This is a genomic window from Stappia sediminis (assembly GCF_009826895.1).
GTDB classification, from domain to species: Bacteria; Pseudomonadota; Alphaproteobacteria; order Rhizobiales; family Stappiaceae; genus Hongsoonwoonella; species Hongsoonwoonella sediminis.
Window position 1 is genome coordinate 38,601 of sequence record NZ_WUMV01000009.1, and the last position, 22,953, is coordinate 61,553.

The 22,953-nt window shown below is 61.2% G+C and carries 23 protein-coding genes; 5 read left to right on the top strand and 18 right to left on the bottom strand.

What is annotated here, in order from left to right:
• Nucleotides 1-30: 30 nt before the first annotated feature.
• Entirely contained in the window at nucleotides 31-237 is a 207-nt protein-coding gene (locus GR183_RS18665; protein WP_160777197.1) for a hypothetical protein, read from the top strand.
• Between the two features lie 76 nt (nucleotides 238-313).
• On the opposite strand, the gene xylA is transcribed toward GR183_RS18665, so the two are convergent.
• The 3 genes from xylA to arfB form a co-directional block, all read right to left on the bottom strand.
• Nucleotides 314-1,624: a xylose isomerase gene (xylA, locus tag GR183_RS18670; protein WP_160777198.1), complete on the bottom strand. Its 1,311-nt coding sequence runs from the start codon at nucleotides 1,622-1,624 to the stop codon at nucleotides 314-316.
• Nucleotides 1,621-3,081, bottom strand: coding sequence for a xylulokinase (gene xylB, locus GR183_RS18675; protein ID WP_160777199.1), 1,461 nt, complete (start codon nucleotides 3,079-3,081; stop codon nucleotides 1,621-1,623). Before xylB ends, xylA begins: the two co-directional genes overlap by 4 nt.
• 137 nt (nucleotides 3,082-3,218) lie before the next feature.
• Nucleotides 3,219-3,659: an alternative ribosome rescue aminoacyl-tRNA hydrolase ArfB gene (gene arfB / locus GR183_RS18680; protein ID WP_244313811.1), complete on the bottom strand. Its 441-nt coding sequence runs from the start codon at nucleotides 3,657-3,659 to the stop codon at nucleotides 3,219-3,221.
• Between the two features lie 114 nt (nucleotides 3,660-3,773).
• Here arfB and mazG point away from each other — a divergent pair, with 114 nt between their 5' ends.
• On the top strand, nucleotides 3,774-4,595 hold the full coding sequence (gene mazG / locus GR183_RS18685) for a nucleoside triphosphate pyrophosphohydrolase (RefSeq protein ID WP_160777479.1): 822 nt from the start codon (nucleotides 3,774-3,776) through the stop codon (nucleotides 4,593-4,595).
• On the opposite strand, the gene hflX is transcribed toward mazG, so the two are convergent.
• The 9 genes from hflX to dusB all read right to left on the bottom strand — a co-directional run bounded on the left by hflX (nucleotide 4,592) and on the right by dusB (nucleotide 16,379).
• Complete coding sequence (gene hflX, locus GR183_RS18690; protein ID WP_160777200.1) at nucleotides 4,592-5,977, bottom strand: GTPase HflX; 1,386 nt, start codon at nucleotides 5,975-5,977, stop codon at nucleotides 4,592-4,594. The two genes, mazG and hflX, sit on opposite strands and share 4 nt — an antisense overlap.
• On the bottom strand, nucleotides 5,978-6,238 hold the full coding sequence (gene hfq / locus GR183_RS18695) for an RNA chaperone Hfq (RefSeq protein WP_312846864.1): 261 nt from the start codon (nucleotides 6,236-6,238) through the stop codon (nucleotides 5,978-5,980). It lies immediately after the preceding gene.
• Nucleotides 6,239-6,476: 238 nt separating this feature from the next.
• Entirely contained in the window at nucleotides 6,477-7,340 is an 864-nt protein-coding gene (locus tag GR183_RS18700) for a D-amino-acid transaminase (protein ID WP_160777202.1), read from the bottom strand.
• A 135-nt stretch (nucleotides 7,341-7,475) separates the two neighbouring features.
• Nucleotides 7,476-8,852 carry a Trk system potassium transporter TrkA gene (trkA, locus tag GR183_RS18705; RefSeq protein ID WP_160777203.1) on the bottom strand — a complete coding sequence of 459 codons (1,377 nt, stop codon included), beginning with the start codon at nucleotides 8,850-8,852 and terminating at the stop codon, nucleotides 7,476-7,478.
• A gap of 47 nt (nucleotides 8,853-8,899) precedes the next feature.
• Nucleotides 8,900-10,270 (bottom strand): nitrogen assimilation response regulator NtrX, encoded by a 1,371-nt coding sequence (ntrX, locus tag GR183_RS18710; RefSeq protein ID WP_160777204.1) that lies wholly within the window; start codon nucleotides 10,268-10,270, stop codon nucleotides 8,900-8,902.
• A complete protein-coding gene (locus tag GR183_RS18715; RefSeq protein ID WP_160777205.1) occupies nucleotides 10,260-12,560 on the bottom strand; it encodes a sensor histidine kinase NtrY-like in 2,301 nt (766 codons plus the stop codon). Before GR183_RS18715 ends, ntrX begins: the two co-directional genes overlap by 11 nt.
• 211 nt (nucleotides 12,561-12,771) lie before the next feature.
• The gene (ntrC, locus tag GR183_RS18720) at nucleotides 12,772-14,208 is read right to left on the bottom strand and encodes a nitrogen regulation protein NR(I) (RefSeq protein ID WP_160777206.1); all 1,437 of its coding nucleotides are present in this window, start codon (nucleotides 14,206-14,208) and stop codon (nucleotides 12,772-12,774) included.
• A 3-nt stretch (nucleotides 14,209-14,211) separates the two neighbouring features.
• Complete coding sequence (locus GR183_RS18725) at nucleotides 14,212-15,351, bottom strand: two-component system sensor histidine kinase NtrB (RefSeq protein ID WP_202396198.1); 1,140 nt, start codon at nucleotides 15,349-15,351, stop codon at nucleotides 14,212-14,214.
• Nucleotides 15,348-16,379, bottom strand: coding sequence for a tRNA dihydrouridine synthase DusB (gene dusB, locus GR183_RS18730; protein WP_160777208.1), 1,032 nt, complete (start codon nucleotides 16,377-16,379; stop codon nucleotides 15,348-15,350). The genes GR183_RS18725 and dusB overlap by 4 nt, the downstream gene beginning before the upstream one ends.
• A gap of 172 nt (nucleotides 16,380-16,551) precedes the next feature.
• On the opposite strand from dusB, the gene GR183_RS18735 reads away from it, so the two are divergent.
• The 3 genes from GR183_RS18735 to GR183_RS18745 all read left to right on the top strand — a co-directional run bounded on the left by GR183_RS18735 (nucleotide 16,552) and on the right by GR183_RS18745 (nucleotide 18,886).
• Entirely contained in the window at nucleotides 16,552-17,820 is a 1,269-nt protein-coding gene (locus GR183_RS18735) for a bifunctional 2-C-methyl-D-erythritol 4-phosphate cytidylyltransferase/2-C-methyl-D-erythritol 2,4-cyclodiphosphate synthase (RefSeq protein ID WP_160777209.1), read from the top strand.
• Nucleotides 17,817-18,311, top strand: a complete 495-nt coding sequence (locus GR183_RS18740) for a CinA family protein (protein ID WP_160777210.1) — start codon at nucleotides 17,817-17,819, stop codon at nucleotides 18,309-18,311. The genes GR183_RS18735 and GR183_RS18740 overlap by 4 nt, the downstream gene beginning before the upstream one ends.
• 113 nt (nucleotides 18,312-18,424) lie before the next feature.
• Entirely contained in the window at nucleotides 18,425-18,886 is a 462-nt protein-coding gene (locus tag GR183_RS18745) for a hypothetical protein (protein ID WP_160777211.1), read from the top strand.
• Nucleotides 18,887-18,897: 11 nt separating this feature from the next.
• Here the strand turns inward: GR183_RS18745 and GR183_RS18750 are convergent, their stop codons facing one another.
• The 6 genes from GR183_RS18750 to lpdA form a co-directional block, all read right to left on the bottom strand.
• Nucleotides 18,898-19,353 (bottom strand): type II toxin-antitoxin system RatA family toxin, encoded by a 456-nt coding sequence (locus GR183_RS18750; RefSeq protein WP_160777212.1) that lies wholly within the window; start codon nucleotides 19,351-19,353, stop codon nucleotides 18,898-18,900.
• 49 nt (nucleotides 19,354-19,402) lie between these two features.
• Nucleotides 19,403-20,395, bottom strand: a complete 993-nt coding sequence (gene lipA, locus GR183_RS18755; protein WP_160777213.1) for a lipoyl synthase — start codon at nucleotides 20,393-20,395, stop codon at nucleotides 19,403-19,405.
• Nucleotides 20,396-20,450: 55 nt separating this feature from the next.
• On the bottom strand, nucleotides 20,451-20,900 hold the full coding sequence (locus GR183_RS18760; RefSeq protein ID WP_160777214.1) for an acyl-CoA thioesterase: 450 nt from the start codon (nucleotides 20,898-20,900) through the stop codon (nucleotides 20,451-20,453).
• Entirely contained in the window at nucleotides 20,897-21,142 is a 246-nt protein-coding gene (locus GR183_RS18765; RefSeq protein ID WP_160777215.1) for a GlsB/YeaQ/YmgE family stress response membrane protein, read from the bottom strand. The genes GR183_RS18760 and GR183_RS18765 overlap by 4 nt, the downstream gene beginning before the upstream one ends.
• 20 nt (nucleotides 21,143-21,162) lie before the next feature.
• Entirely contained in the window at nucleotides 21,163-21,411 is a 249-nt protein-coding gene (locus GR183_RS18770) for a GlsB/YeaQ/YmgE family stress response membrane protein (RefSeq protein WP_160777216.1), read from the bottom strand.
• Between the two features lie 97 nt (nucleotides 21,412-21,508).
• Entirely contained in the window at nucleotides 21,509-22,948 is a 1,440-nt protein-coding gene (gene lpdA / locus GR183_RS18775) for a dihydrolipoyl dehydrogenase (RefSeq protein ID WP_160777217.1), read from the bottom strand.
• Nucleotides 22,949-22,953: the final 5 nt, after the last annotated feature.

Here is a 22,953-nt window from a genome sequence, read left to right on the forward strand (position 1 = left end):
GGTCGCAACCCGAATTCTTAGGTGAGTGAAATGTCTTTCCTGGCACATGCACTTGGAGATGCCCTCTTCGGCATCATCAATGGGCGGCATCACGTTCACCTGTCTGATGCCGATCCGCGTTCGTTCAACGATCTCGGCATCAACGGTAACGCCGCTCAGCGAGCTCGCTTCAACTCCTTCCGTTTCGGCGAACCCGGCGCTTCGAACGCCGCTCGTCTCGGCGTGAACGGACGCTGAATGCTCCCCCTCCCAACTGGAATAAACTAGCCCCGTACGGTACCGTACGGGGCATTTTTCTTTAGACATTTCAGCTTCATAGGCTCCAGTTCAGGATATTCTCCAAATATTCCTGACGGCCCGAAACCGGCGCCGGATTGATCCCTTCCCGCTCGACCATTTCCGCGATATCGGAAAGGCTCATCTCGCCTTTAAGCATCGCCTGTGCCTTGTTGCTCCCCCACTTCGCGTAGCGGCCTTCGAGTGCCTTGGAAAGGTCGCCCCGCTCGATCAGGTCGGCTGCGACGAGCAACGCGCGTGCGCATGTGTCGATCCCGCCGACGTGTGCGTGGATCAGGTCTGAGGGATCGATGGACTGACGCCGCAGCTTTGCGTCAAAGTTGACGCCGCCGGTGGTAAAACCGCCGGATTGCAGGATGTAATAGAGCGCAAGCGCGACCTCCTGAACGTTCATCGGGAACTGGTCGGTATCCCAGCCCGATTGATAGTCGTTCCGGTTCATGTCGACCGAACCGAAGATACCGAGTGCCGTCGCAAGGGCAACCTCGTGCTCGAAGGAGTGCCCGGCGAGGACGGCGTGCCCCACCTCGATGTTGACTTTGACTTCGTTTTCAAGGCCGTAGCGCTTGAGGAAACCATAGACGTTGGCGACATCGAAATCATACTGGTGCTTGGTCGGCTCTTGAGGTTTCGGCTCGACCATGATCGTGCCGTCAAAGCCGATCTTGTGCTTGTATTCCACGACGAGCGCCAGAAAACGGCCGAGCTGATCAAGCTCGCGTGCCATGTCTGTGTTCAAAAGCGTCTCGTAGCCTTCGCGCCCGCCCCAGAGCACGTAGTTTTCGCCGCCAAGCTCCTTCGTGACGTCGATGCAATTCTTCACCTGCGCCGCTGCATAGGCGAAAACGTCAGGATCCGGATTGGTGGCCGCACCCGCCATGTAGCGGCGGTTCGAGAAGAGATTTGCCGTGCCCCAAAGCAGCTTTGTTTTGGAGGACGCCATCTTCTTCTGGAAGATTCCGGCGATTTCGCGAACGTTCCTGTTCGAGTCCGCAAGGCTCGCGCCCTCGGGCGCTATGTCACGGTCGTGGAAGCAGAAGAAGGGAACATCGAGGATCTCGAACATCTCGAAGGCGACCTCCGCCTTCAGCCGTGCGTGATCCATATCGTCACCGAACCAGGGGCGTTCGAAGGTCTGGCCGCCAAAGGGATCGCCACCGGGCCAGCAGAAGTTATGCCAGTAGCAGATGGCAAAGCGCAGGTGATCTTCCATCCGCTTGCCGAGGACGACACGGTCCGGATCGTACCAGCGGTAAGCGAGCGGATTTTCGCTCTCCCGTCCCTCGTAGCGGACCGGGGCGATGTCCTTGAAAAAACCGGTACTCATGACATGACCTCTTTGATTGCGGGGTAAAGGGCGCGGTAGCGGCGCAACGGCTCCTGATAGCCTTCCGTAAGCCGCGCATCGGGTTCGATGGTGGTTTCGATCATGGGTGGCGTGAAGACTTCCGCCGACGGAATGCCGCAAGCCGTCATCCCGAGACGAGCGGCACCGAAGGCGGCTCCATATTCGCCATGCGCCGGGATATCCACGGGTCGCTCTAGCACGCTTGCCATGATCTTCAGCCACAGCCGGGAGCGCGCGCCGCCGCCAAGCGCCGTCAGCCGGTCGACCTTTGTCCCCGCCGCTATCAACGCATCCAGACAATCCCGGAAAGCGAAGGCGACACCGTCAAGAACGGCACGGGCAAGTTCGGCCTGCTCGTGCGACTGGCTGAGGCCGGCAAACAATCCCCGCGCATTGGCGTCGTTATGCGGCGTCCTCTCACCGGAAAGATAAGGCAGGAACGCGATCTGCGACGGCCCCTCGCCTTCCTCCGCCCTTGTTTCGGCGGCTTTGACGAGCTCCGCCGGATCGGACCCGGTAAGGCGCCCCAGCCAGTTGAGGCTATCGGTTGCCGACAGGATAACGCCCATCTGGTGCCAGGTCTCAGGCAGGGCATGGCAAAAAGCGTGAACCGCGCTGTCGGTGTTCGGGCGGAAACGGTCGGTCGAGACGAAGAGTACACCGGAAGTGCCGAGCGAAAGGAATGCGCCACCCGGTTCTACCGCGCCGATGCCGCAGGCGCTCGCCGCGTTATCCCCGGCCCCGCCGGCAACAACGGGCGAATTCGCCATTCCCCAGCGATCTGCAAGTTCGGGCTTCAGCGTTGCCGAAGGTTCCGTTCCCTCGATGAGCGCCGGCATTTGTTCACGGGTCATTCCCGTCGCTTCGAGCAGGCGATCGGACCAGCGCCGTTCGTCGACATCGAGCCAAAGCGTGCCTGCGCTGTCGGACATGTCGGAAAAGTACTCCCCGGTCAGTCGAAAGCGCACATAATCCTTCGGTAACAGCACCTTGGCGACCTTGGAGAAAATTTCGGGCTCATGCCAGCGCACCCATTCCAGCTTCGGCGCGGTGAAGCCCGGCATGACGAGATTGCCGCCGATGCCGCGAAAATCCGCTCGCGCATCAAGGGCCGCGCATTCGGCAAAGGAGCGCCCGTCGTTCCACAGGATTGCCGGGCGCAGGATATCGTCGTTCGCGTCGAGAAGAGTCGCGCCATGCATCTGGCCCGAAAGACCGATGCCCTCGACGGCGCTCATCTCGGCAGGAAACTCGCGATGGAGCCTGTCGAGGGCGACTTCCGTTGCCATCCACCAGTCGAGCGGGTCCTGCTCGGACCAGCCGGGTTGTGGGCGCGATACCGACAGATCGGCGGTCTTTTGGCCGATCAACTTCTGCTCATCGTCGATGAGCACAGCCTTGACGCCGGATGTGCCGATATCGATGCCGAGATACACGTTTCACCTCCCGTTGGATCTTTTGTCGCGCAGGGCCATCGCATTTTTTGAGGTACGTAACTCATTTTTGCGGCAACGCCAATCCACCGAAGCGAAAAAATAATACGAAGCGCGTTTCGTACCTTCGACCCTTTCTGTTAATCGATTGACTTGGAACGCATTTTCTTGATCTCGCCGCGTTGCTTCTTCGCCGCGATCCGCCGTTCTTTCGAGCCCTTGGTGGGGCGCGTCGGCTTGCGGGGCTTGGGACGTTCCAGCGCCCTTCTCGCGAGTTCCGCAAGCCGCTCCATCGCGTCCTGCCGGTTTTGCTCCTGGGTGCGGAAGCGGTCGGCCTGCAGCAGGATTTCGCCGGATTGCGTCAACCGGCTGCCGGCAAGCCTTGCCATTCTCGCCTTGGCATCGCCCGGCAGGGTTTCGTTGCCCTTCAGGTCGAAGCGAAGCTGTACCGCGGTCGCGACCTTGTTGACGTTCTGCCCGCCCGGACCTGAGGCGCGGATGAAAGCTTCCGAAATATCCTCGGCCGGGATGTAAAGGTTCGCGGTTACGCGAAGGTCCCCGCGGCGCATCTCTCTCGTCATGTCCGGCCCCGATAATTTCGGCGAGGAAAATTCCAGAAGGTTTGTTTTGGGTGAATCACGATGCTATCCGGGTAAATGAGAATTCCAAAACTTGCCATGAAAGGCGAGCCGACCGTGCAGCCCTCGCGTGACATCACCCGCCTCCTGGAAATCATGGCCGCATTACGTGACCCAACGTCAGGATGCCCCTGGGACGTGGAGCAGGATTTCCGCTCGATCGCACCCTACACCATTGAGGAGGCCTACGAGGTTGCGGACGCCATCCAGCGCGGCGATCACGATGACCTCAGGGAAGAACTTGGCGACCTCCTCCTGCAGGTCGTCTACCACGCGCAGATGGCCGATGAGGAGGACCAGTTCGATTTCGCCGACGTCGTGGAGGGGATAACCACGAAAATGATCCGCCGGCATCCGCATGTCTTCGGCGACGAGGAAGCGAAAAACGCCGGAATGGCCAAAGGCGCATGGGAGCGTATCAAGGCGGAGGAAAAGCGCGAACGGGCCAAGCGCCGGGCCGAGCTAGGGATCGAGGAAAAGGACAAGGGGTTCCTTGATCATGTTCCGGCGATATTCCCGGCGCTGACCGAAGCCGAGAAACTCCAGAAGCAAGCTTCCAAGGTCGGCTTCGACTGGGGTGCGGCAGGGCCTGTTCTGGATAAAATTGCAGAGGAAACGCAGGAGCTTGCGGAAGAAATTTCAAGCGATACTCCAGACCGTGACCGAGTCGAGGACGAAATCGGAGACCTTTTCTTCGCAATCGCCAATCTCGCGCGGCACCTGGAGATCGATCCGGAAAAGGCGCTGAAGCGAACGAACGCCAAATTCCGCAAGCGCTTCGGTCATATCGAGGAAACGGCAAAGGCGCGGCAAACGACGCTCGACGCCATGACGCTGGATGAGATGGAAGAGATCTGGCAGGCGGCAAAAAGGATTTAGCTGCCGATATATGTCCTGCAACGCTGCATGAAGCGGTCGCGCTGCTTCGGCGCGACACGCAACGTCAGATGGCTCGACGCATCGCCGTCCCGCCGGTCGAGTACCTCCGTCGAGCGATAGAGCCAGGCAAGCGTTTCGCCCTCCTCCAGAGGAAGGTCGATCTCATAGACCGAACGCTCTTGCGTCACCCGGGCCTCGATCCGCCGGAGCAGAGTGTCGATCCCCTCACCCGTAACGGCGGAAACCGCGATCGCCCCGGCATCGGCCCGGTTCGCCTGTAATATCGCTTCGCGGCGCGTCGGGTCGAGAAGGTCGATCTTGTTCCAGACCTCGATGATACGCTCGTCGCTGCCCTCCTCTATGCCGAGAAGACGCAGCGTATCGGCGACATCGACCGCCTGGGCGTCCGTATCCTCATGCGAGATGTCGCGCACGTGCAGGATCAGGTCCGCTTCCAGAACCTCTTCGAGCGTCGCGCGGAAGGCGGCGACCAGATGGGTCGGCAGATCGGAAATGAAGCCGACGGTGTCCGACAGAATCACCTCCCCCCCGTGCGGCAGCGGAATGCGCCGGAGCGTCGGATCGAGGGTCGCGAACAACAGGTCCTTGGCGAAGACTTCCGACTCCGTCAACCGGTTGAAAAGCGTAGATTTTCCGGCATTGGTATATCCGACGAGCGCAACGACAGGCTGGGGCACCTTCTTGCGCTGCTTGCGATGCAGGTCGCGCGTGCGGCGCACCTGCTCAAGCTTTTTCTCAAGCTGCGAGATGCGCTCCTGAATAAGGCGCCTGTCTGCCTCGATCTGGGTTTCGCCGGGTCCGCCGATGAAGCCTAGGCCGCCACGCTGGCGCTCAAGGTGCGTCCAGGAGCGTACAAGCCGGCTTTTCTGCCATTTGAGGTGCGCAAGCTCCACCTGGAGCCGGCCTTCCGCCGTACGCGCCCTCGCCCCGAAGATTTCGAGAATGAGACCCGTACGGTCCAGCACCTTTGCGTTCAGCGCCTTTTCGAGATTGCGCTGCTGGATCGGCGTCAACGGATGGTCGACGACGACAAGCTCCACATCCTCGGTTTTCACAGTAAGGCCAAGCTCCTCGACCTTGCCGGTGCCGAAGAGCGTCGCGGGGCGAAGGCTGTTGAGCGTAACGAGCCCTGCCGACACGATCTCAAGATCGATTGCCCGGGCGAGACCGACCGCTTCCTCAAGTCGGGCCTCGTCCGAACGCTCGGGCCGGGCGGTGTCACTCGAACGCCTGATCTTCGGCCCGAACACGGGTACGACGACAAGCGCTCTCGCGCCGAAGCTCTCCTCGCGCTCAGCGAAGGGTTCCTGCGACGCGCCGCCCTTTTCAGCCTCGGCTGCTTTTCTCGATTTCGGCTTCAATCAGCCTGCCGCCTTCTCGCTTTCCGCTTCATTCGGATCGAACAGCTGGATCGGCGTGTTCGGCATGATTGTGGAGATCGCATGCTTGTAGACAAGCTGCGAATGCCCATCCCTGCGCAGCAAAACGCAGAAGTTGTCAAACCATGTCACTACGCCTTGAAGTTTGACGCCGTTGATGAGAAAGATAGTGAGCGGAGTTTTTTGTTTTCTTACGTGGTTGAGAAACGTGTCTTGAAGGTTTTGTGCGCGGTCAGCCATGATTTTTTTATGTCCTGGGTCTCATAAGTTGTAGCCTTTACGTCCGCAAGTCCCCCCGAATGCGCGAGGCATTCGCAGGTTGGCGGACGGCCTTCTACTTCGGCGGTTTCAGGGTCCACGGGAAGGAAGCGCTTTCCCAACTCCGCCTGTGATTAGTGTTGCTCCGTGACAGTCACGATAATCAGTCTAACGGATGAAAATTCACTTTGTCTCCAGATTTTTCAACGCCCCCGGCAGGCGGTTACAGGGCCTCCAGTTCACTCACTTCATGAAATTTTTCACGTAAAGCACGTGATATCGCGCCAGGATGCCCGTTTGCGACCACCGCCTCGTCAATACGCACGACCGGCATAACGATCGTAGACGCGGCCGTGATGAAAGCCTCGCGAGCGGACTTCGCCTCCTCCACGGTAAAGGGACGTTCTTCGAAGCTGATACCCTCTCGCGCCGCAAGCTCGATCACCACCTGCCGCGTGATGCCCCGCAGGATGCCGGATTCCGCCGGGCGCGTGACGAGCGTGCCATCCTTCGTCACGATCCATGCATTCGTCGAGCCGCCTTCGGTGACATTGCCTTGCGCGTCCACGAACCATGCTTCCTTCGCGCCCTGCTCCTTTGCCTTTTGCTTGGCAAGGACGTTCGGAAGAAGGCCGATGGACTTGATATCGACACGCTCCCAACGGTTTTCGGGAACCGTGATCACCGCGCAACCGGCTTCGGCGGCCTTGTCCGCCGCACGCGGGTCCGTCGAACGCGCCGTGATAACGAGCGCCGGTGGCGTATCCCTGGGCGGGAAATAGTGATCGCGCTTCGCGACACCCCGCGTCACCTGAAGATAGACGAGGCCGTTTCTAACCAGGTTGCGGCGGATGACCTCACGCATGATCATGCAAAGTGCCGCGCGGCCCATGGGCGCATCCATGGACAGTTCGCGAAGCGAGCGCTCGAGCCTGTCGAGATGCCGCCGCTCGTCCACGATATTTCCGTTCCAGATCTCGCAGACCTCATAAACGCCGTCGGCGAACTGATAGCCGCGGTCCTCAATATGAACGCAGGCTTGCGAATGCGGAACATATTGGCCGTTCACATAGGCAACGCGACTCATATGCACTCCGGATCGTTAGACTTTCGTCGAATTAATCATATTTGTAACCAACGAGTATCGCGGTTACCGGCCATCGGGCAAGAGGCGCCTGAAAGAAATTACAGGAAACCCCACCCCGAAAAGAGCTCGACAGGATCAGAAGAATTCCAGGCTCACGCGGAACATCTGCTCCACCTGCCGCACACGATCGGCCACGGCAAAAAGAACCACCCGGTCATGCGCCTGCAGCTGGGTTTCGCCGTTCGGCGTGACGACCTTGCCATCCCGGAATATCGCGCCGACACGAATACCGTCCGGCAAATCGACATCCCGCAAGGGCTTGCCCACCATCGGCGAGGTTTCCAGCGCCTCGGCCTCGATGATTTCCGCCGCGCCGTTCTGGAGCGCATGGACGCCACGAATGCGGCCCCGGCGCACGTGCCGCAAGATCTTGGAAATCGTTACCTGTCGCGGGTTCACGAAGGCATCGATGCCGAGCGCGTGAGCGAACGTGGGATAGCTGGAGTTGTTGAGCAGCGACAAATTGCGCCGGCAGCCGAGCTTCTTGGCCATCACGCAGGAGAGGATGTTTACCTCGTCCTCGTTGGTGAGGGCGACCATCGTGTCGGCATCCTCGATGTCGGCCTCCAGCAGCAAATGCTGGTCGAGCGCGCTGCCATGCAGGATCACCGTGCGCTTCAACTCGTCGGCGACAGCAACCGCGCGCTCGCGCGAATGCTCGATCAGCTTGACCTTGGCCTTGGTCTGGCGCTGCTCCAGAGCGCGGGCAACGTAGAGCCCGATGTTGCCGCCTCCTGCGATCACCACGCGGTTCGCCTCCGGCTCCTCATGGCCGAAAATGGAGAGCGTGCGGCGTACCTGGTCGCGCCGGGCGACGATATAGACAAGGTCGCCCTGCAGGATAGAGTCCGTGCTTTTCGGCACGAACAGCTTGTTGGCCCGAAAAACGCCGACCACCACCGCGCCAAGGTCCGGGAAAAGCTCCGTCAACTGTCTGAGCGGCGTATTCACTACCGGACAGTCCTCATTGCACATCAGGCCGACCACGACGACGTTGTCATCGGCGAAGCGCACCGTTTCCACCGCGCCGGGCAGCGCAAGGCGGCGAAGCACCATCTCGCCCACCTCGATCTCCGGAGAGATGATGACGTCGATCGGCATGTTTTCGCGCGAGAACAGGTCGCTCCACTGCCCTTCCAGATAGCTTTGCGCGCGAACGCGGGCGATCTTGGTCGGCACGTTGAAAAGCGAATGCGCGACCTGGCAGGCGACCATGTTGACTTCGTCGTAAAGCGTGACGGCGATCAGCATGTCGGCCTGATCCGCGCCCGCCTGGGCAAGAACGTCCGGATGCGCGCCATGGCCGACGAAGCCGCGAACGTCGAGCGTATCGCGGATCGCGTTGACGAGCCGCGGCGACGAATCGATCACCGAAACATCGTTTTGTTCCTGCGACAGCTTTTCGGCAATGCCATAGCCGACCTGGCCGGCGCCGCAGATGACAACTCGCATGGTCTGAAACCTTGTCCTGTTGACTCCGCGCTAGCCGATATTTTCGCTCACGACAAGCCCAACGTCTTGAGCTTGCGGTGCAAGGCCGAACGTTCCATGCCGACGAATTCCGCCGTGCGCGAGATATTGCCGCCGAAACGCTTGATCTGCGCCTGGAGGTAATCGCGCTCGAACATTTCGCGCGCATCGCGAAGGGGAAGCGACATCAGGTGCTCGCCGTTGCCCGACGACGTCAGGCTCGGCAGCATGTCGCCGACTTCGGCCGGCAGAAGGTCGGCGGTGACGACGGCCTCCGGCTCGCCGCGGGTCAGGATCATCAGCCGTTCCACATTGTTGCGAAGCTGGCGGATGTTGCCCGGCCAGTCGTGCGCCTGCAGGACGGCCATCGCATCTTCGCCGATCTTGCGAACAGGCAGGCCCGTGGCGCCCGAAATCTGCTCCATGAAGAAGGCGATCAGTTCGGGAATATCCTCCCGCCGGTCCGCAAGCGGCGGAATGCCAAGCGGCACCACGCCGAGGCGGTGGAAAAGATCCTGGCGGAAGGTTCCTTCCGCGATCTCGAATTCGAGGTTGCGCGCGCTCGACGACAGGATGCGCACATCCACCTTCACCTTGCCGGTCCCGCCGACGCGAATGAAGGTCTGTTCCACGAGAACGCGCAGGATCTTGCCCTGCGTCTCGCGCGGCATGTCGGCAACCTCGTCAAGGTAGAGCGTGCCGCCGTGCGCTTCCTCCAGCGCGCCGACCTTCCTGATCTTGCCGGTCGCCTCGTCCTCGATGCCGAAAAGCTCTTCTTCCATGCGCTCCGGCGTGATCGTCGCCGCGTTGATCACGACGAAGGGGCCACGCGCGCGCGGCGACATGGTATGGATCGTTCGCGCCGCCAATTCCTTGCCGGAACCGGACGGACCCGTGATGAGAATACGGCTGTTGGTTGCGGCGATGCGCTCTATCGTCTGGCGCAGATGGTTGACGGCGGAAGATGCCCCTATCATCTGCAAGGCGTCCGCGCTGCGCTGCTTGAGATCCCTGATTTCGCGTTTCAGCGAAGAGGCTTCGAGCGCACGCTCGGTAATGAGCACCAGACGGTCCGCCTTGAAAGGCTTCTCGATATAGTCGTAGGCGCCGCGCTTGATCGCCGAAACCGCGGTCTCGATATTGCCGTGACCGGAGATGATGACGATCGGCAGCTCCGGGTCCTGCTCCTTGATCACGTCGAGAAGCGCAAGACCGTCAAGCCGGCTGCCCATCAGCCAGATATCGAGGACCACAAGCGAAGGGCGGCGCTCCTTGATCGCGGCAAGAGCTGAATCGCTGTCACCGGCAGTGCGCGTATCATAGCCTTCGTCTTCGAGAATGCCGGCGATCAACTCCCGGATGTCGGCCTCGTCATCAACGATGAGAATGTCATAGGGCATTGTTTTCTACCGTTTCTTCATCCGTCGATTTGCTGGCGTCCGATTTTCCGGCTTCTTTTTCGGCCGGCTCGTCGGTGGTGGGCGGCCTTGCGCTCATCCTGAGGCGGACCATGGCCCCGCGCCCGCCCTCGGCAACCGCGGGCGCGTCCATAAGATCGATGCCTCCGCCGTGCTCTTCCATGATCTTGCGCACGATCGCCAGGCCGAGGCCCGTTCCCTTCTCGCGCGTGGTCATGTAAGGCTCGAGCAGGCGCTGCCGGTTTTCCTGCGGCAGACCGATGCCGTTGTCGATGATATCGATCACCCGCATGTCATCCTCATTGCGCAGATACACGTCGATGCGCCCCTTTTCGCCCTCTTCAAGCTCCACGGCGGCGATCGCCTCGGCCGCGTTCTTGATGACGTTGGTGAGCGCCTGTCCGACGAGACGCGTGTCGAAGATCGTCGGCACGCTTTCTTCCGGAAGGTGGGTTTTGATCTCTATGTCGGGCTGGGCGACGCTTTGCAGGAAGGCGGCCTCGCGAACGGTGTTCCTGAGATCGCCCGTGTCCATCGTCGGCTTCGGCATCCGCGCGAAGGAGGAGAACTCGTCGACCATGCGGCCGATATCGCCCACCTGGCGAATAATCGTGTCGACGCATTGATCGAATACGGTACGGTCTTCCTCGATCTTCTTGCCGTAACGGCGGCGGATACGCTCCGCCGACAGCTGGATCGGCGTCAGCGGGTTCTTGATCTCGTGCGCGATACGGCGGGCGACATCCGCCCAGGCGGAGGTGCGCTGCGCGGCGACCAGATCCGTAATGTCGTCAAGCGTCACGACATAGCCGTGCTCGCGCCGCGTCGACTGTTCGCTGGTGACGCGCACATTCACGGTCCGCTCCCGCCCGTGGCGAACGATGGGAACCTGCGTCTCGCGAAAGCGCTTGTCGTCCCGGTTCAGGATATCCTCGACGATCGGGGCAAGCTCGGGCACGGCCTGAGCAAGCGAATGGTCGAGCAACTGCTCTTCTCCCATGTCGAAGAGCGCGAGCGCGGAAAGATTGACCAGCGAAATCCGCCCCGTCTCGTCGATACCGACGACACCTGCGGTAACGCCCGACAAAACGGCCTCGGTAAATCGGCGGCGGCGGTCGATCTGGTCGTTGGCGGCGAGAAGGGCATCGCGCTGGCCGCGAAGCTGCCCGGTCATGTTGTTGAATGTCTCGCCGAGATTGGCGAGGTCGCCCGCGGATTTCTCCGTTTCCACGTTGACGTAGAGATTTCCCTTGGAAATCTGGTCCGCGGCGCCGATCAGCCGCCGGATAGGCGCGACCAGCCGGTTCGCGAAGCCGAAACCCATCCAGATCGCCGACAGCAAAAGTACGAGCGCAACACCGGTAAACACGAGCGCGAAGGCGACCTGCACCCCAAAGCGAGTGTTCTCCAGCTCCGTGTATTGCTGCGCTCCTTCCTCGGCCAGGCGCATGTAATCGACCACGCGCTTGTCCATCGCCCGCGTGATGTAGAGGTACATGTCGTCATAGGCCGAAAGCTTGATCACGCCGCCGACGAGGTTCGACGGACCTGGCGCGATGAGCACGGGCTCGCCGTTGTCCGCTTCCTTGAAGGCATTGTCCGGCGGCAGCAGGACGCGGGCATCCGGCTTCGGCAAAACCCGGGTGATTATCGATCCGTCGGAACTCATGAGATAGGCGCCGAGAAGCGCGCGAAGCGAGGTCTGCGCCTGGAAGAAGCTGTCGAAGCGCGTCGGCTCGAAATCGTAGACGGCCTTTGCCCGGTCGATATCGTTGCCCATGGCGATGAGGTCCGCACGCAGGACGCGGGCATGCTCCTGGAGATAGGCCTGGGCGACGACGAGCGCGTTGTTGATGATGGTGCGCGTACGATCCTCGAACCAGCGGTCGAGGCCGCGGTCGAGCGTGACGGTGGCCACGACGGCGACGATGATCGCCGGGACGGCGGCGACAACGCTGAACAGCGTGACGATGCGCACGTGAAGACGCGCGGCCGCCCGCCCCCGCCTTCTCGCCTGGATGAGGCCGACAACCTCGTAACAGATCATGAAGACGAGGATCGCCACGAGCACCATGTTGATCGCCATGGCGATCGTCACGACCTGGCTCGTCGGCTGGATCGGCGTCAGCCCCGTCAGCACGAAGAATGTGACGGCAATGGAAATCAGAGCGAGAACGACAAGCGCGAACCCCGCCTTGCGGAACCCGCCTGCGCGCGAGGGCTGCTCACCGTCGATCCCGCCTTTGCCGTGACGCTCCGCAAGTACGGACATCAAAACACCATTCCAGAGCTCTCGATCACAAATTGCCGTAAGGGCATTTTCATCGCCCGCGACACCGTTACCACACTTTGTTGCTTAAATACGACAGTTTGCGGGCAAGGTCATGCCCGGTTATGCGGAAATTTTACTATCCACATTTCCGACAAGGGGGAATTGCCCCGAACGCCGGCCAGCATGATGGCTTGCCGGCGGCGAATATCGCTCAGCGGCTGGAGCGGATGACCTGGATATCGAGGTCTTTCACCTTCTTGCGCAAGGTGTTGCGGTTCACGCCGAGAAGTTCCGCCGCGCGGATCTGGTTGCCGCGCGTCGCCGCAAGGGCCGCACTGATCAACGGATATTCCACCTCGCGCAAAATGCGGTGATACAGCCCCGGCGGCGGCAACGCCTCGCCGAAATTGTCGAAATAGCCGTTCAGATACCGCTCCACCGAATCGCCGAGGTTCTGACTGGCATCCTCGCCGTTGAGCGAGGACGGAGCAGGCTGGCTCAGTTCCTGGTCGATCAGCGAAGTGGTGATCACGTCCTGCGGATAAAGTGCGGCAAGCCGGCGGATGAGGTTTTCCAACTCGCGCACGTTGCCCGGCCAGCGATGGCGGCGCAGGCGCTCAAGCGCGGCCTGGTCGATCTGCTTGGACGGCAGGCCCTCCTGCTCCGCCAGCATGAAGAAATGGCGCACAAGATCGCCGATATCCTCAAGCCTTTCGCGCAACGCCGGCAGGCGGATCGGCACGACGTTGAGACGATAGAACAGATCCTCACGGAAAAGGCCCTGCTGGATCAGATGGCTCAGGTCCTTGTTGGTGGCCGCGATGATGCGCACGTCCGTCTTGATCGGCGTGCGCCCGCCGACGGTGGTGTATTCGCCCTGCTGGAGAACGCGCAGGAGCCGCGTTTGCGCCTCCATCGGCATGTCGCCGATCTCATCCAGGAAAAGCGTGCCGCCGTCGGCCTGCTCGAAACGGCCGGAAGAGCGCGCCTGCGCGCCGGTGAAGGCGCCCTTCTCATGACCGAAAAGCTCCGCCTCGATCAGATCGCGCGGGATCGCGGCCATGTTGATGGCAACGAAGGGACCGTTGCGGCGCTTGCCATAGTCATGCAGCGCCTTTGCGACAAGTTCCTTGCCGGTGCCGGATTCGCCCGAGATCATGACCGTGAGATCGGTCTGCATGAGACGGGCGAGGACGCGATAGATTTCCTGCATGGCGGGCGAACGCCCTACAAGCGGGATATGCTCGTTCGTTTCCTCCGCGGGCGATGCGGGACGGCCCTTCGGCTCCGACATGGCGCGGCCGACGATGGTCGTCAACTCCTTCAGGTCGAAAGGCTTCGGCAGATACTCGTAAGCACCCTTTTCGGACGCGCGGATCGCCGTCATGAAGGTGTTTTGCGCGCTCATCACCACGACCGGCAGGTCGGGCCGCATCTTGCGGATACGCGGCAGCACGTCGAAGATGTTTTCATCCGGCATGACGACGTCGGTGATCACGAGATCGCCGTCGCCGGAGCTGACCCAGCGCCAGAGCGTGGTCGCATTGGAGGTCAGACGAACGGTGTAACCCGCGCGCGATAGAGCCTGGTTCAATACCGTGCGGATCGCGGCATCGTCGTCGGCAACGAGAATGGTCCCGGTCGGCATTGGCTAATCGGTCCTGTCGTTTGAGGTCTCACGTTGCGGCACATAGGCCGGCATCAGGATGCGAAACACGGTCCGGCCTGCCTGGCTGTCGCACTCGATGACACCGCCGTGGTCGCCGATGATCTTGGCAACGAGCGCTAGGCCGAGGCCCGAACCGTTTGTCTTGGTGGTGATGAATGGCTCGAACAGATGCGGCATCAGGTCCTCCGGCACGCCGGGGCCGTTATCGCGCACGCAGAATTCAAGCGGCAGGCTGACGCGCTCCGAAGTGCCGGGCACCGACAGGCGAATGCCGGGCCTGAAAGCCGTCGTCAGGGTTATTTCCGCATCCGGCCTGCCGGCGAACGATTCGCAGGCGTTCTTCACCAGATTGAGGAACACCTGCACGAGCTGATCGCGGTTCGCGTAAACGGCGGGCAGCGAAGGATCGTACTCCTCGATAATCCTCACGTTGCGGGCAAATCCGGATTCCGCAAGCCGCTTCACATGATCGAGCACGACATGGATGTTGACCGGCTCGCGCTCGATCGGACGCTCGTCGGAAAAGACCTCCATGCGGTCGACGAGTTTCACGATACGGTCCGCCTCGTCCATGATGAGGCGGGTCAGCGGGCGGTCTTCCTCCGCGCTCGAGGCTTCGAGGAGCTGTGCTGCACCGCGAATGCCCGAAAGCGGATTCTTGATCTCATGGGCAAGCATGGCGGCAAGCCCGGTGACGGTGCGCGCGGCACCGCGAGAGGTCAGCTGACGGTCGATCTTTTCCGCCATGCCGCGCTCCTGAAACATGAGCACGACGGCGCCCTGCTGGTCCGTGACGGGCGCTGCATTGATATCGACAATGCGGTCGGCCCCGATACGCGGCGAACCCACGTCCACCTTGTATTCGTTGACCGGCGCGCCGCGCTCGCGCACCTGGTCGATCAGCGCAAGCAGCGGGCTGCCGAAGGGAACGAAATAGGAAATGGGGTGCCGCTTCAAAACGGCCGCACTCGCACCGAAGAAATTCTCCGCCGCCATATTGGCCGCGACGATCGCGCCGTCCGGCCCGACCTGGATGACGGGATGGGGAAGCGAATCGAGAATACGCGCACTCGCCTCGCCATTCACCGTGCCGCGAGCCGGCTGCTGCAAGCCGTTCATCATGCCGCGCTCCGCAGGATAGATCCGCTGAAACAGGCAGGTATCATGCGAAGGACCTCCGCCGGGTCGTCGCAAGTCAGCATGCTGCGCCGTAGGTTGGCGCAAACCGGCCCGCCCGCTTCATCCATGTACCAGCCAAGATGCTTGCGAGCCGCCCTGCGCCCGACTTCGACGCCGTGGTGGGCAAGCATCATTTCATAGTGCTCGGCCACAAGGTCGGCGAGGCCGGCACCCGCCGGCACCTTCCGCCCGTCGTTGCCGGCAAGTTCGGCGCCGATCACGCCCGGCTGCCAGGGACGGCCGTAGGCCCCGCGCCCAATCATGACCGCATCCGCGCCGGAAAGTTCCATCATCCGCCGCGCGTCAGCGGTGGTCTTGCAGTCCCCGTTCGCGACGAGCGGGATATCGATCGCATCCCTCACCCGTCGGATAGCGGCCCAGTCCGCCGCGCCCTTGTAGAACTGGCAGCGGGTGCGGCCATGCACCGTGACCATTTTCACGCCGGCATCTTGCGCGCGGCGGGCAAGCTCCGGCGCGTTGATCGATCTTTCATCCCACCCGAGGCGCATCTTGAGGGTAACCGGCACGCCGACGGCCTTTACCGTCGCCTCGACCAGCGTCATCGCATGGTCGAGATCGCGCATGAGAGCCGAACCCGAATAGCCGCTCGTGACTTTCTTGGCCGGGCAGCCCATGTTGATGTCGACTATATCCGCGCCCGCGGCTTCAGCGCGTTTCGCGGCCTCATGCATCCAGCGCGCTTCACGCCCGGCAAGCTGGACGACATGCGGGAATATGCCGTCGCCTTCCGCGCGGAGTGCGGTTTCGTCGTCGCCATCCACGAACTGCTCGCAGGCGACCATTTCCGAGACGACGAGCCCGGCCCCGAAACGCGCGGCAAGCCGGCGGAACGGAAGGTCGGATACGCCGGACATCGGCGCCAGGAACGCTCTGTTCGGGATTTCGACGGCGCCTATTCGCAGCGGCTCCAGGGGGCTAGTTGACGCAAATGACACTGAGTTATTGCCCATTAGGTGTGCAGTTCTTTCTATTGCCTATCTAATAGACAATGCATTCCCCCTGCAAGCGCGTTTTTTTGCAGCGCAAAAAAACCTTTGATCCATCTTCCGTTTCGCGGCTTGTTTCATCGCCATCTTTGGCGCAATACCACGATGAGATGATGAAACGACGGCTGGGAGCGGAATGACGATTGACGCGAAACCACGGCGGGAAGCGGGTCTAAATCCGCGAATCGCAGCCATCGTCGTTGCGGCCGGACGCGGCACGCGGATTGCCGGGACGACTGAAAATGCGAGGCCGAAGCAATATATCGAACTGGCCAGCGTTGCCATACTGCGCCGTACGGTGACGGCTCTGCTGGAAACGGGGCTGGTTGACGCCGTACTGCCGGTAATTCACGCCGACGATCACGCCCTTTACGAAGAAGCCATGGGCGGCGAGTTGGCGGACACCAGGATCCTCCCCCCGGTCACGGGAGGAAAAACCCGGCAGATATCCGTTCTGAACGGGCTTCAATCGCTCGCCGGCGCACCACCGGAGTATGTGCTCATTCACGATGCGGCGCGGCCTTTCGTGATGCGCCATATCGTGGCGGATGCGGTCGCAAAACTTGAGGAGGGTGCGAGCGCCCTTATCGCCGCGGTGCCGGTAGCCGATACGCTGAAGCGGGTCGACGACAGTAAGACGGTGGGCACAACAATCGACCGGAGCGGGATCTGGGCGGCGCAAACGCCGCAGTCGTTCCGCTATGCCGACATTCTGGCGGCCCACCAGAAGGCGGCCAATGCCGGAAGAAGCGACTTCACCGACGATGCGGCTGTGGCGGAATGGGCCGGGCTGAACGTCCGGATTTCCGCAGGATCGCCCGGAAACACGAAGATAACGACGCCGGATGACCTGGCCACCGCCGAGCGGAGAATACTCATGGACGACTGGCTGAAGCTCGGAGACATCCGCACAGGTACGGGATACGATGTGCATGCTTTCGAGCCGGGCGAGAAGATCATTCTCGGCGGGGTGGAAATTCCCTTCGACCGAAAGCTTAAAGGCCACTCTGATGCGGATGTGGTGCTTCACGCCATTACCGATGCGATATTCGGCGCGCTTGGCGATGGCGACATCGGCCACCATTTCCCGCCAAGCGACGAGCAATGGAAGGGTGCCGCTTCCGACAGGTTCCTGATGTTCGCGGCCAATCGCGTGGCGGCCAAAGGCGGAAGGATCGCCCATATCGACGTGACAGTTGTTTGCGAAGCACCGAAGATCGGCCCGCACAGGGAAAGCATGCGCAGGCGAATTGCCGAAATCTGCCACCTGCCCCTCTCCAGGGTCTCGGTGAAGGCGACGACCTCCGAACGTCTCGGCTTTACAGGGCGGCAGGAAGGTATAGCGGCAATGGCCAGCGCTACTGTAAGGCTGCCATTCGACATTGCCGGAGACGAAATTCGATGACCGATCTCTCGACCCTCAAACCCCTCGCCCAGGCGCTCATCGAAGAATGCACGGCGAAGGGGGCGATGATCGTGACGGCCGAATCCTGCACGGGAGGGCTGATCGCCGGCCTGCTTACCGAAATCGCCGGATCGTCGGCGGTCGTGGATCGCGGCTTCGTAACATATTCCAATGCCGCGAAGACCGAGATGCTTGGCGTTCCGGAAATCCTCATCGAAGAGTTGGGCGCAGTGAGCGGGGAAGTCGCCATCGCCATGGCGCAAGGCGCGCTCGCCCGATCTCGCGCCGATATCGCCATCTCCGTCACCGGCATTGCCGGTCCCGGCGGCGGATCGGAAGAAAAGCCGGTCGGGCTCGTTCATTTCGCCTTCGCGCAAAAAGACGGACCGACCCGGCACATAGAGCGCAGGTTCGGCGATCTGGGCCGGGACGGCATTCGATTGGCCTCGGTTCGCCAAGCGATTGAATGTATTTCAAATTTTACAAACTGACCTAACGTGTTCTTCGTGTGTAACAGGTAGCGTGACAACCTGAAGCCGAAGGCTTTCATGCTCAAAAGCCAATTTGGGGCATGCCGTTCACGCCAGCCTGGATGAATGCAAGAATGCGCAAGCCCGTCATCGCCCTCGCCCTCGCCCTAAGCTTCAGCTTCCCTGCCGAAGCGGCGCAGGCCGCCGAATTCTTCATGATTTCGCGCCATGTCGATGGCGTCTTCTACGCAAGCCACCGCATCTACACCGAAAAGGCACGCGGGCTATATAACGTCGAGTTCTGCGGCCGCAGATATTGGACGAGGCCGCGCACCATCGCGTGGATGCGCTGGGAAGTGGAACACGGGCGCAGGGTAACCCTCGAATTCGACCAGGGCTCCGGCTGGCGCCGCGCCTGTCTCAACCCGCAGGAACAGGTGAGCCTGCAGGACATCGGCATCGAGGAAGACTATGTCGTCGTCATGCGTCTCGACGATGGCGAGATCGAATACCAGCAGCGCTTTCGTGAATTGAAGAAAGCATTCAACCGATACGGAAATTCAGGCGAGCAGTCCTCGACGTACCACGCCAAATAGAGTTCCACTTTTCACGCCGTATTGTAGACCTCGTCGGCGCGCGCTTCGAACGCATCGGAAAACTTGCTGAATGCACGGTCGAACATGGCGCCCATCAGCGCGCCCAGCGTACGGCTCTTGAATTCGTAGGTAATGTGAAAGCGTATCTGGCAGCAATCCTGCCCGAGCGGGGTGAAGCCCCACGTGTTTTCCAGGTGCTTGAACGGCCCGTCCAGATATTCGACGTAAATCTCGTTCGCACCCGGGTCGAGCGTCACCCGGCTCGTGAAGGTTTCGCGGAAAAGCTTGTAGGCAACCGTCATATCCGCGATGAGAACCTCCTTCCCATCGTCGAATTGCTTGCGACCCCGCACGATCAGCGCTTCGCAAAGCGGAACGAAACGCGGGTATTGTTCGACGTCGGCCACCAGGTCGAACATGTTCTTGGCGGAATGCCCGACCTTGTGTTCGGTGTGAAACGTCGGCATGTGTCCTCGGCTAGCTGCTGATCAAGTCGCAGTGCTTAAACTGCCCGCCTTATCCGGCGCTTTTGCCAAATTTCGCTTCGCGCGCCCGGCGCAGATCCGCGAAATCTTCCCCCGCATGATGCGAGGAGCGGGTCAACGGGCTCGACGATACCTTCAGGAAGCCCTTGGCATAGGCGATGCGCTCATAGGCCTTGAAGTCTTCCGGCGTGACGAAGGACATCACCGCGTGGTGCTTCTTCGTCGGCTGAAGATATTGGCCGATGGTCAGGAAATCGACATCCGCCGTGCGCAGATCGTCCATCAACTGAAGCACCTCGTTGCGCTCCTCCCCCAGGCCCACCATCATGCCGGACTTGGTGAACATGCTTGCATCGAGTTCCTTTGCCCGCTGCAACAGGCGAATGGAGTGGAAATATCGTGCGCCGGGACGGACCTTGAGGTATTTCGACGGCACGGTTTCCATGTTGTGGTTGAAGACGTCGGGTTTCGCTTCCACGACGATTTCAAGCGCGCCCTCTTTTCGCAGGAAATCCGGTGTCAGAACCTCAACGGTCGTGCCGGGGGAACCCTTGCGGATCGCCTTTATGACATTGGCGAAATGCGTCGCACCGCCGTCATCGAGGTCGTCACGGTCGACAGACGTGATGACGACGTGGTTCAGCCCCATGGCGGCGACCGCTTCGGCGATACGCTCCGGCTCGCCATCATCCACCGGACCCGGCATGCCGGTGCGCACGTTGCAGAAGGCGCAGGCGCGCGTGCAGGTGTCGCCAAGGATCATGAAGCTCGCATGCTTCTTCGACCAGCATTCGCCGATGTTCGGGCAACCCGCTTCCTCGCAGACCGTCACCAGCTTGTTCTCGCGAACGATATCGATGGTCTCGCGATAGACGGGCGATGTCGGCGCCTTCACCCTGATCCATTTCGGCTTGCGCTGGATCGGGTTATCCGGGCGATGCGCCTTTTCAGGGTGGCGCGGACGCTCCGGCGACTTCGCCGCGTCAGGGTCGGGCTTGGAGAGTGTGTCGACGATCGTAACCATGAGCTTCACATGTCGTTTTTGCGGTCAAAGGTCAAGTGACGAGGGCGGTGGGCAGCTATGAAGTTTTCGCCAGCCGGTTTTCCGTTTTCAGGGCATTGAGCCGTTCCACCGCAACTTCGGACAAGGGCGTCGAGCGGCGTGACGCCTCATCCATCTGAACGATGACGGTGCGTGCCGCGGCGACGCAGGCGCCGTCCTGGAAGATGCCTTGCTCAAGGGTGAGCGAGCTTCTTCCGACCTTGACGACGCGCGTGCCGATATCGACCGAGCCCGGCCAGTTGATCTCCGACAGGAAATCGAGCTGAAGGCTTGCGATCACGAAGGCCGCGCCCTCCCTCGCCAGCCGTCCCTTTCCAGCGTCGAAGAAAAGCTCGACCCGTCCGGTTTCAAGGAACGTCGCGAAGACGGCGTTGTTCACGTGCCCCTGACGGTCCGTATCGGCATAGCGAAGCTTGTCGGACGTTCGCGCGGGAAAGTCCTCAAGCCTCGGCACGTCATCTTTCATGCGCTTCCCCTGATCTTGCGCCAGACGTACAGGAAGAGGATGGCCCCGCAGGTCGCGAGCACAAGCTGATCCACGAAGCCTCCGGTAATGTCGAGGCGCAGGATTTCGGCAAGCTTGCCGCCGACCAGCGCACCGATCAGCCCAACGACGAGGCTGCCGATGAAGCCGCCACGACTGTCGAGCACACGATAGGCGACCGCACCCGCAATCAGGCCGATCACGATCCAGAAGATGAAACTCATGGGGCCCCCGGTCGATCCTTTCAGGCGAGGAAGCGGGCGATCAGCACGACAACGATGGCGCCAACGGCCGCAACGACAATCTGATTCACGTATTCATTGCCCAGATTGACGTTGACACCGCTCAGGTTCACGAGGAAGCCGCCCACGAAGGCCCCGATCAGGCCGGTTGCGAGATAGCGCAGCAAACCGCCGCCACCGACGATGAAGCTGGCAAGCCAGCCGGCGAGGATGCCGATCGCGCACCAGATCAGGATGTTCTTCGCTTCCATGTCAGCCTCCGTCCCGTTCCGACTTCCCGAGATGCGGCGTCGGCCGCAGTCTCAGGGTATCGTAAGGCTTTATTTCCGCAACGGTATTTATCTTGCCTCAGATATTCAGGACCCGCCCATAGGCATCCAGCACGCTTTCCTTCATCATTTCCGAAAGGGTCGGATGCGGGAAGACCGTGTGCATCAGGTCTTCTTCCGTGGTCTCCAGGTTCATCGCGACGACATAGCCCTGGATAAGCTCCGTCACTTCCGCACCCACCATGTGCGCGCCGAGAAGCTGGCCGGTCTTGGCGTCGAAAATGGTTTTCACCAGGCCGTCCGGCTCGCCAAGCGCGATCGCCTTGCCATTGCCCATGAAGGGGAAGCGGCCGACCTTGATCTCGTAGCCAGCCTCTTTAGCCTTCGGCTCGGTGAGGCCGACACTTGCGACCTGCGGGTGGCAGTAGGTGCAGCCCGGGATCTTGTTCTTGTCCATCGGATGGACATCGAGCCCGGCGATCTTCTCGATGCAGATGACGCCCTCGTGCTCGGCCTTGTGGGCAAGCATCGGCGGGCCGGCCACGTCGCCGATGGCATAGACGCCGGGCACATTCGTGCGGCCGTAGCCGTCGATGACGACGCAACCGCGATCCGTCTTCACGCCAAGCTCTTCAAGGCCGAGATTCTCGATATTGCCGACGACACCGACGGCGGAAATCAGCTTGTCGGCGGTAATGTCCTGCTTCTTGCCGTCCTTCGTCTCAACCGTGGCAGTGACCGAGCCCTTGCCCTTCTTGACGGCTGTGACCTTCGCATCCAGCAGGATCTTGATGCCCTGCTTTTCGAACGCTTTCTTGGCAAGGCCGGAGATTTCCGGATCTTCGACCGGCATGACCTGGGGCAGAAGCTCCACTACCGTCACCTCCGCGCCCATGGTGCGGTAGAAGGAGGCGAACTCGATGCCGATCGCGCCCGAGCCCATGACGATGAGGGACTTCGGCATGGACGGCGGCACCATCGCCTCGAAATAGGTCCAGATGTTTTCCTTGTCCGGCTCGATGCCGGGAAGCGTGCGCGGGCGCGCGCCCGTGGCGATGATGATGTGCTTTGCGGTGTAGGTGCCCTCGCCCTTCACGCCCTTGGGCGTGGGATGCTGCGGCTCCATCGCAGGCTTGCTGGACTTCGACACCTTGATCTCGCCGGGCTTGGTCAGCTTCGCCTCACCCCAGATGACGTCGATCTTGTTCTTCTTCATAAGAAAACCGACGCCGGCGTTGAGTTGTCCGGAGACGCCGCGTGAGCGCTTGACGACGGCAGCAGCGTCGAAACCGACCTTTTCCGCCGAAAGCCCGTAGTCCTTGGCGTGCGTCATGTAGTGATAGATCTCGGCAGACCGCAGAAGCGCCTTGGTCGGGATACAGCCCCAGTTCAGGCAGATGCCGCCCAGATGCTCGCGTTCGACAATCGCCGTCTTGAAGCCGAGTTGCGAAGCCCGGATCGCGGTGACATATCCTCCCGGCCCGCCGCCGATCACGATAACGTCGTAGCTCTCAGCCATGGTTT

Coding starts and splice junctions, on each gene's coding strand:
- lpdA (WP_160777217.1), bottom strand. CDS start 22,948: ATGGCTGAGAGCTACGACGTTATCGTGATCGGCGGCGGGCCGGGAGGA.
- arfB (WP_244313811.1), bottom strand. CDS start 3,659: ATGACGAGAGAGATGCGCCGCGGGGACCTTCGCGTAACCGCGAACCTT.
- GR183_RS18740 (WP_160777210.1), top strand. CDS start 17,817: ATGACCGATCTCTCGACCCTCAAACCCCTCGCCCAGGCGCTCATCGAA.
- GR183_RS18715 (WP_160777205.1), bottom strand. CDS start 12,560: ATGTCCGTACTTGCGGAGCGTCACGGCAAAGGCGGGATCGACGGTGAG.
- GR183_RS18665 (WP_160777197.1), top strand. CDS start 31: ATGTCTTTCCTGGCACATGCACTTGGAGATGCCCTCTTCGGCATCATC.
- GR183_RS18735 (WP_160777209.1), top strand. CDS start 16,552: ATGACGATTGACGCGAAACCACGGCGGGAAGCGGGTCTAAATCCGCGA.
- GR183_RS18745 (WP_160777211.1), top strand. CDS start 18,425: ATGCGCAAGCCCGTCATCGCCCTCGCCCTCGCCCTAAGCTTCAGCTTC.
- GR183_RS18700 (WP_160777202.1), bottom strand. CDS start 7,340: ATGAGTCGCGTTGCCTATGTGAACGGCCAATATGTTCCGCATTCGCAA.
- GR183_RS18725 (WP_202396198.1), bottom strand. CDS start 15,351: ATGATGAACGGCTTGCAGCAGCCGGCTCGCGGCACGGTGAATGGCGAG.
- lipA (WP_160777213.1), bottom strand. CDS start 20,395: ATGGTTACGATCGTCGACACACTCTCCAAGCCCGACCCTGACGCGGCG.
- xylA (WP_160777198.1), bottom strand. CDS start 1,624: ATGAGTACCGGTTTTTTCAAGGACATCGCCCCGGTCCGCTACGAGGGA.
- GR183_RS18765 (WP_160777215.1), bottom strand. CDS start 21,142: ATGAGTTTCATCTTCTGGATCGTGATCGGCCTGATTGCGGGTGCGGTC.
- dusB (WP_160777208.1), bottom strand. CDS start 16,379: ATGGGCAATAACTCAGTGTCATTTGCGTCAACTAGCCCCCTGGAGCCG.
- ntrC (WP_160777206.1), bottom strand. CDS start 14,208: ATGCCGACCGGGACCATTCTCGTTGCCGACGACGATGCCGCGATCCGC.
- GR183_RS18750 (WP_160777212.1), bottom strand. CDS start 19,353: ATGCCGACGTTTCACACCGAACACAAGGTCGGGCATTCCGCCAAGAAC.
- GR183_RS18760 (WP_160777214.1), bottom strand. CDS start 20,900: ATGAAAGATGACGTGCCGAGGCTTGAGGACTTTCCCGCGCGAACGTCC.
- ntrX (WP_160777204.1), bottom strand. CDS start 10,270: ATGCCCTATGACATTCTCATCGTTGATGACGAGGCCGACATCCGGGAG.
- GR183_RS18770 (WP_160777216.1), bottom strand. CDS start 21,411: ATGGAAGCGAAGAACATCCTGATCTGGTGCGCGATCGGCATCCTCGCC.
- trkA (WP_160777203.1), bottom strand. CDS start 8,852: ATGCGAGTTGTCATCTGCGGCGCCGGCCAGGTCGGCTATGGCATTGCC.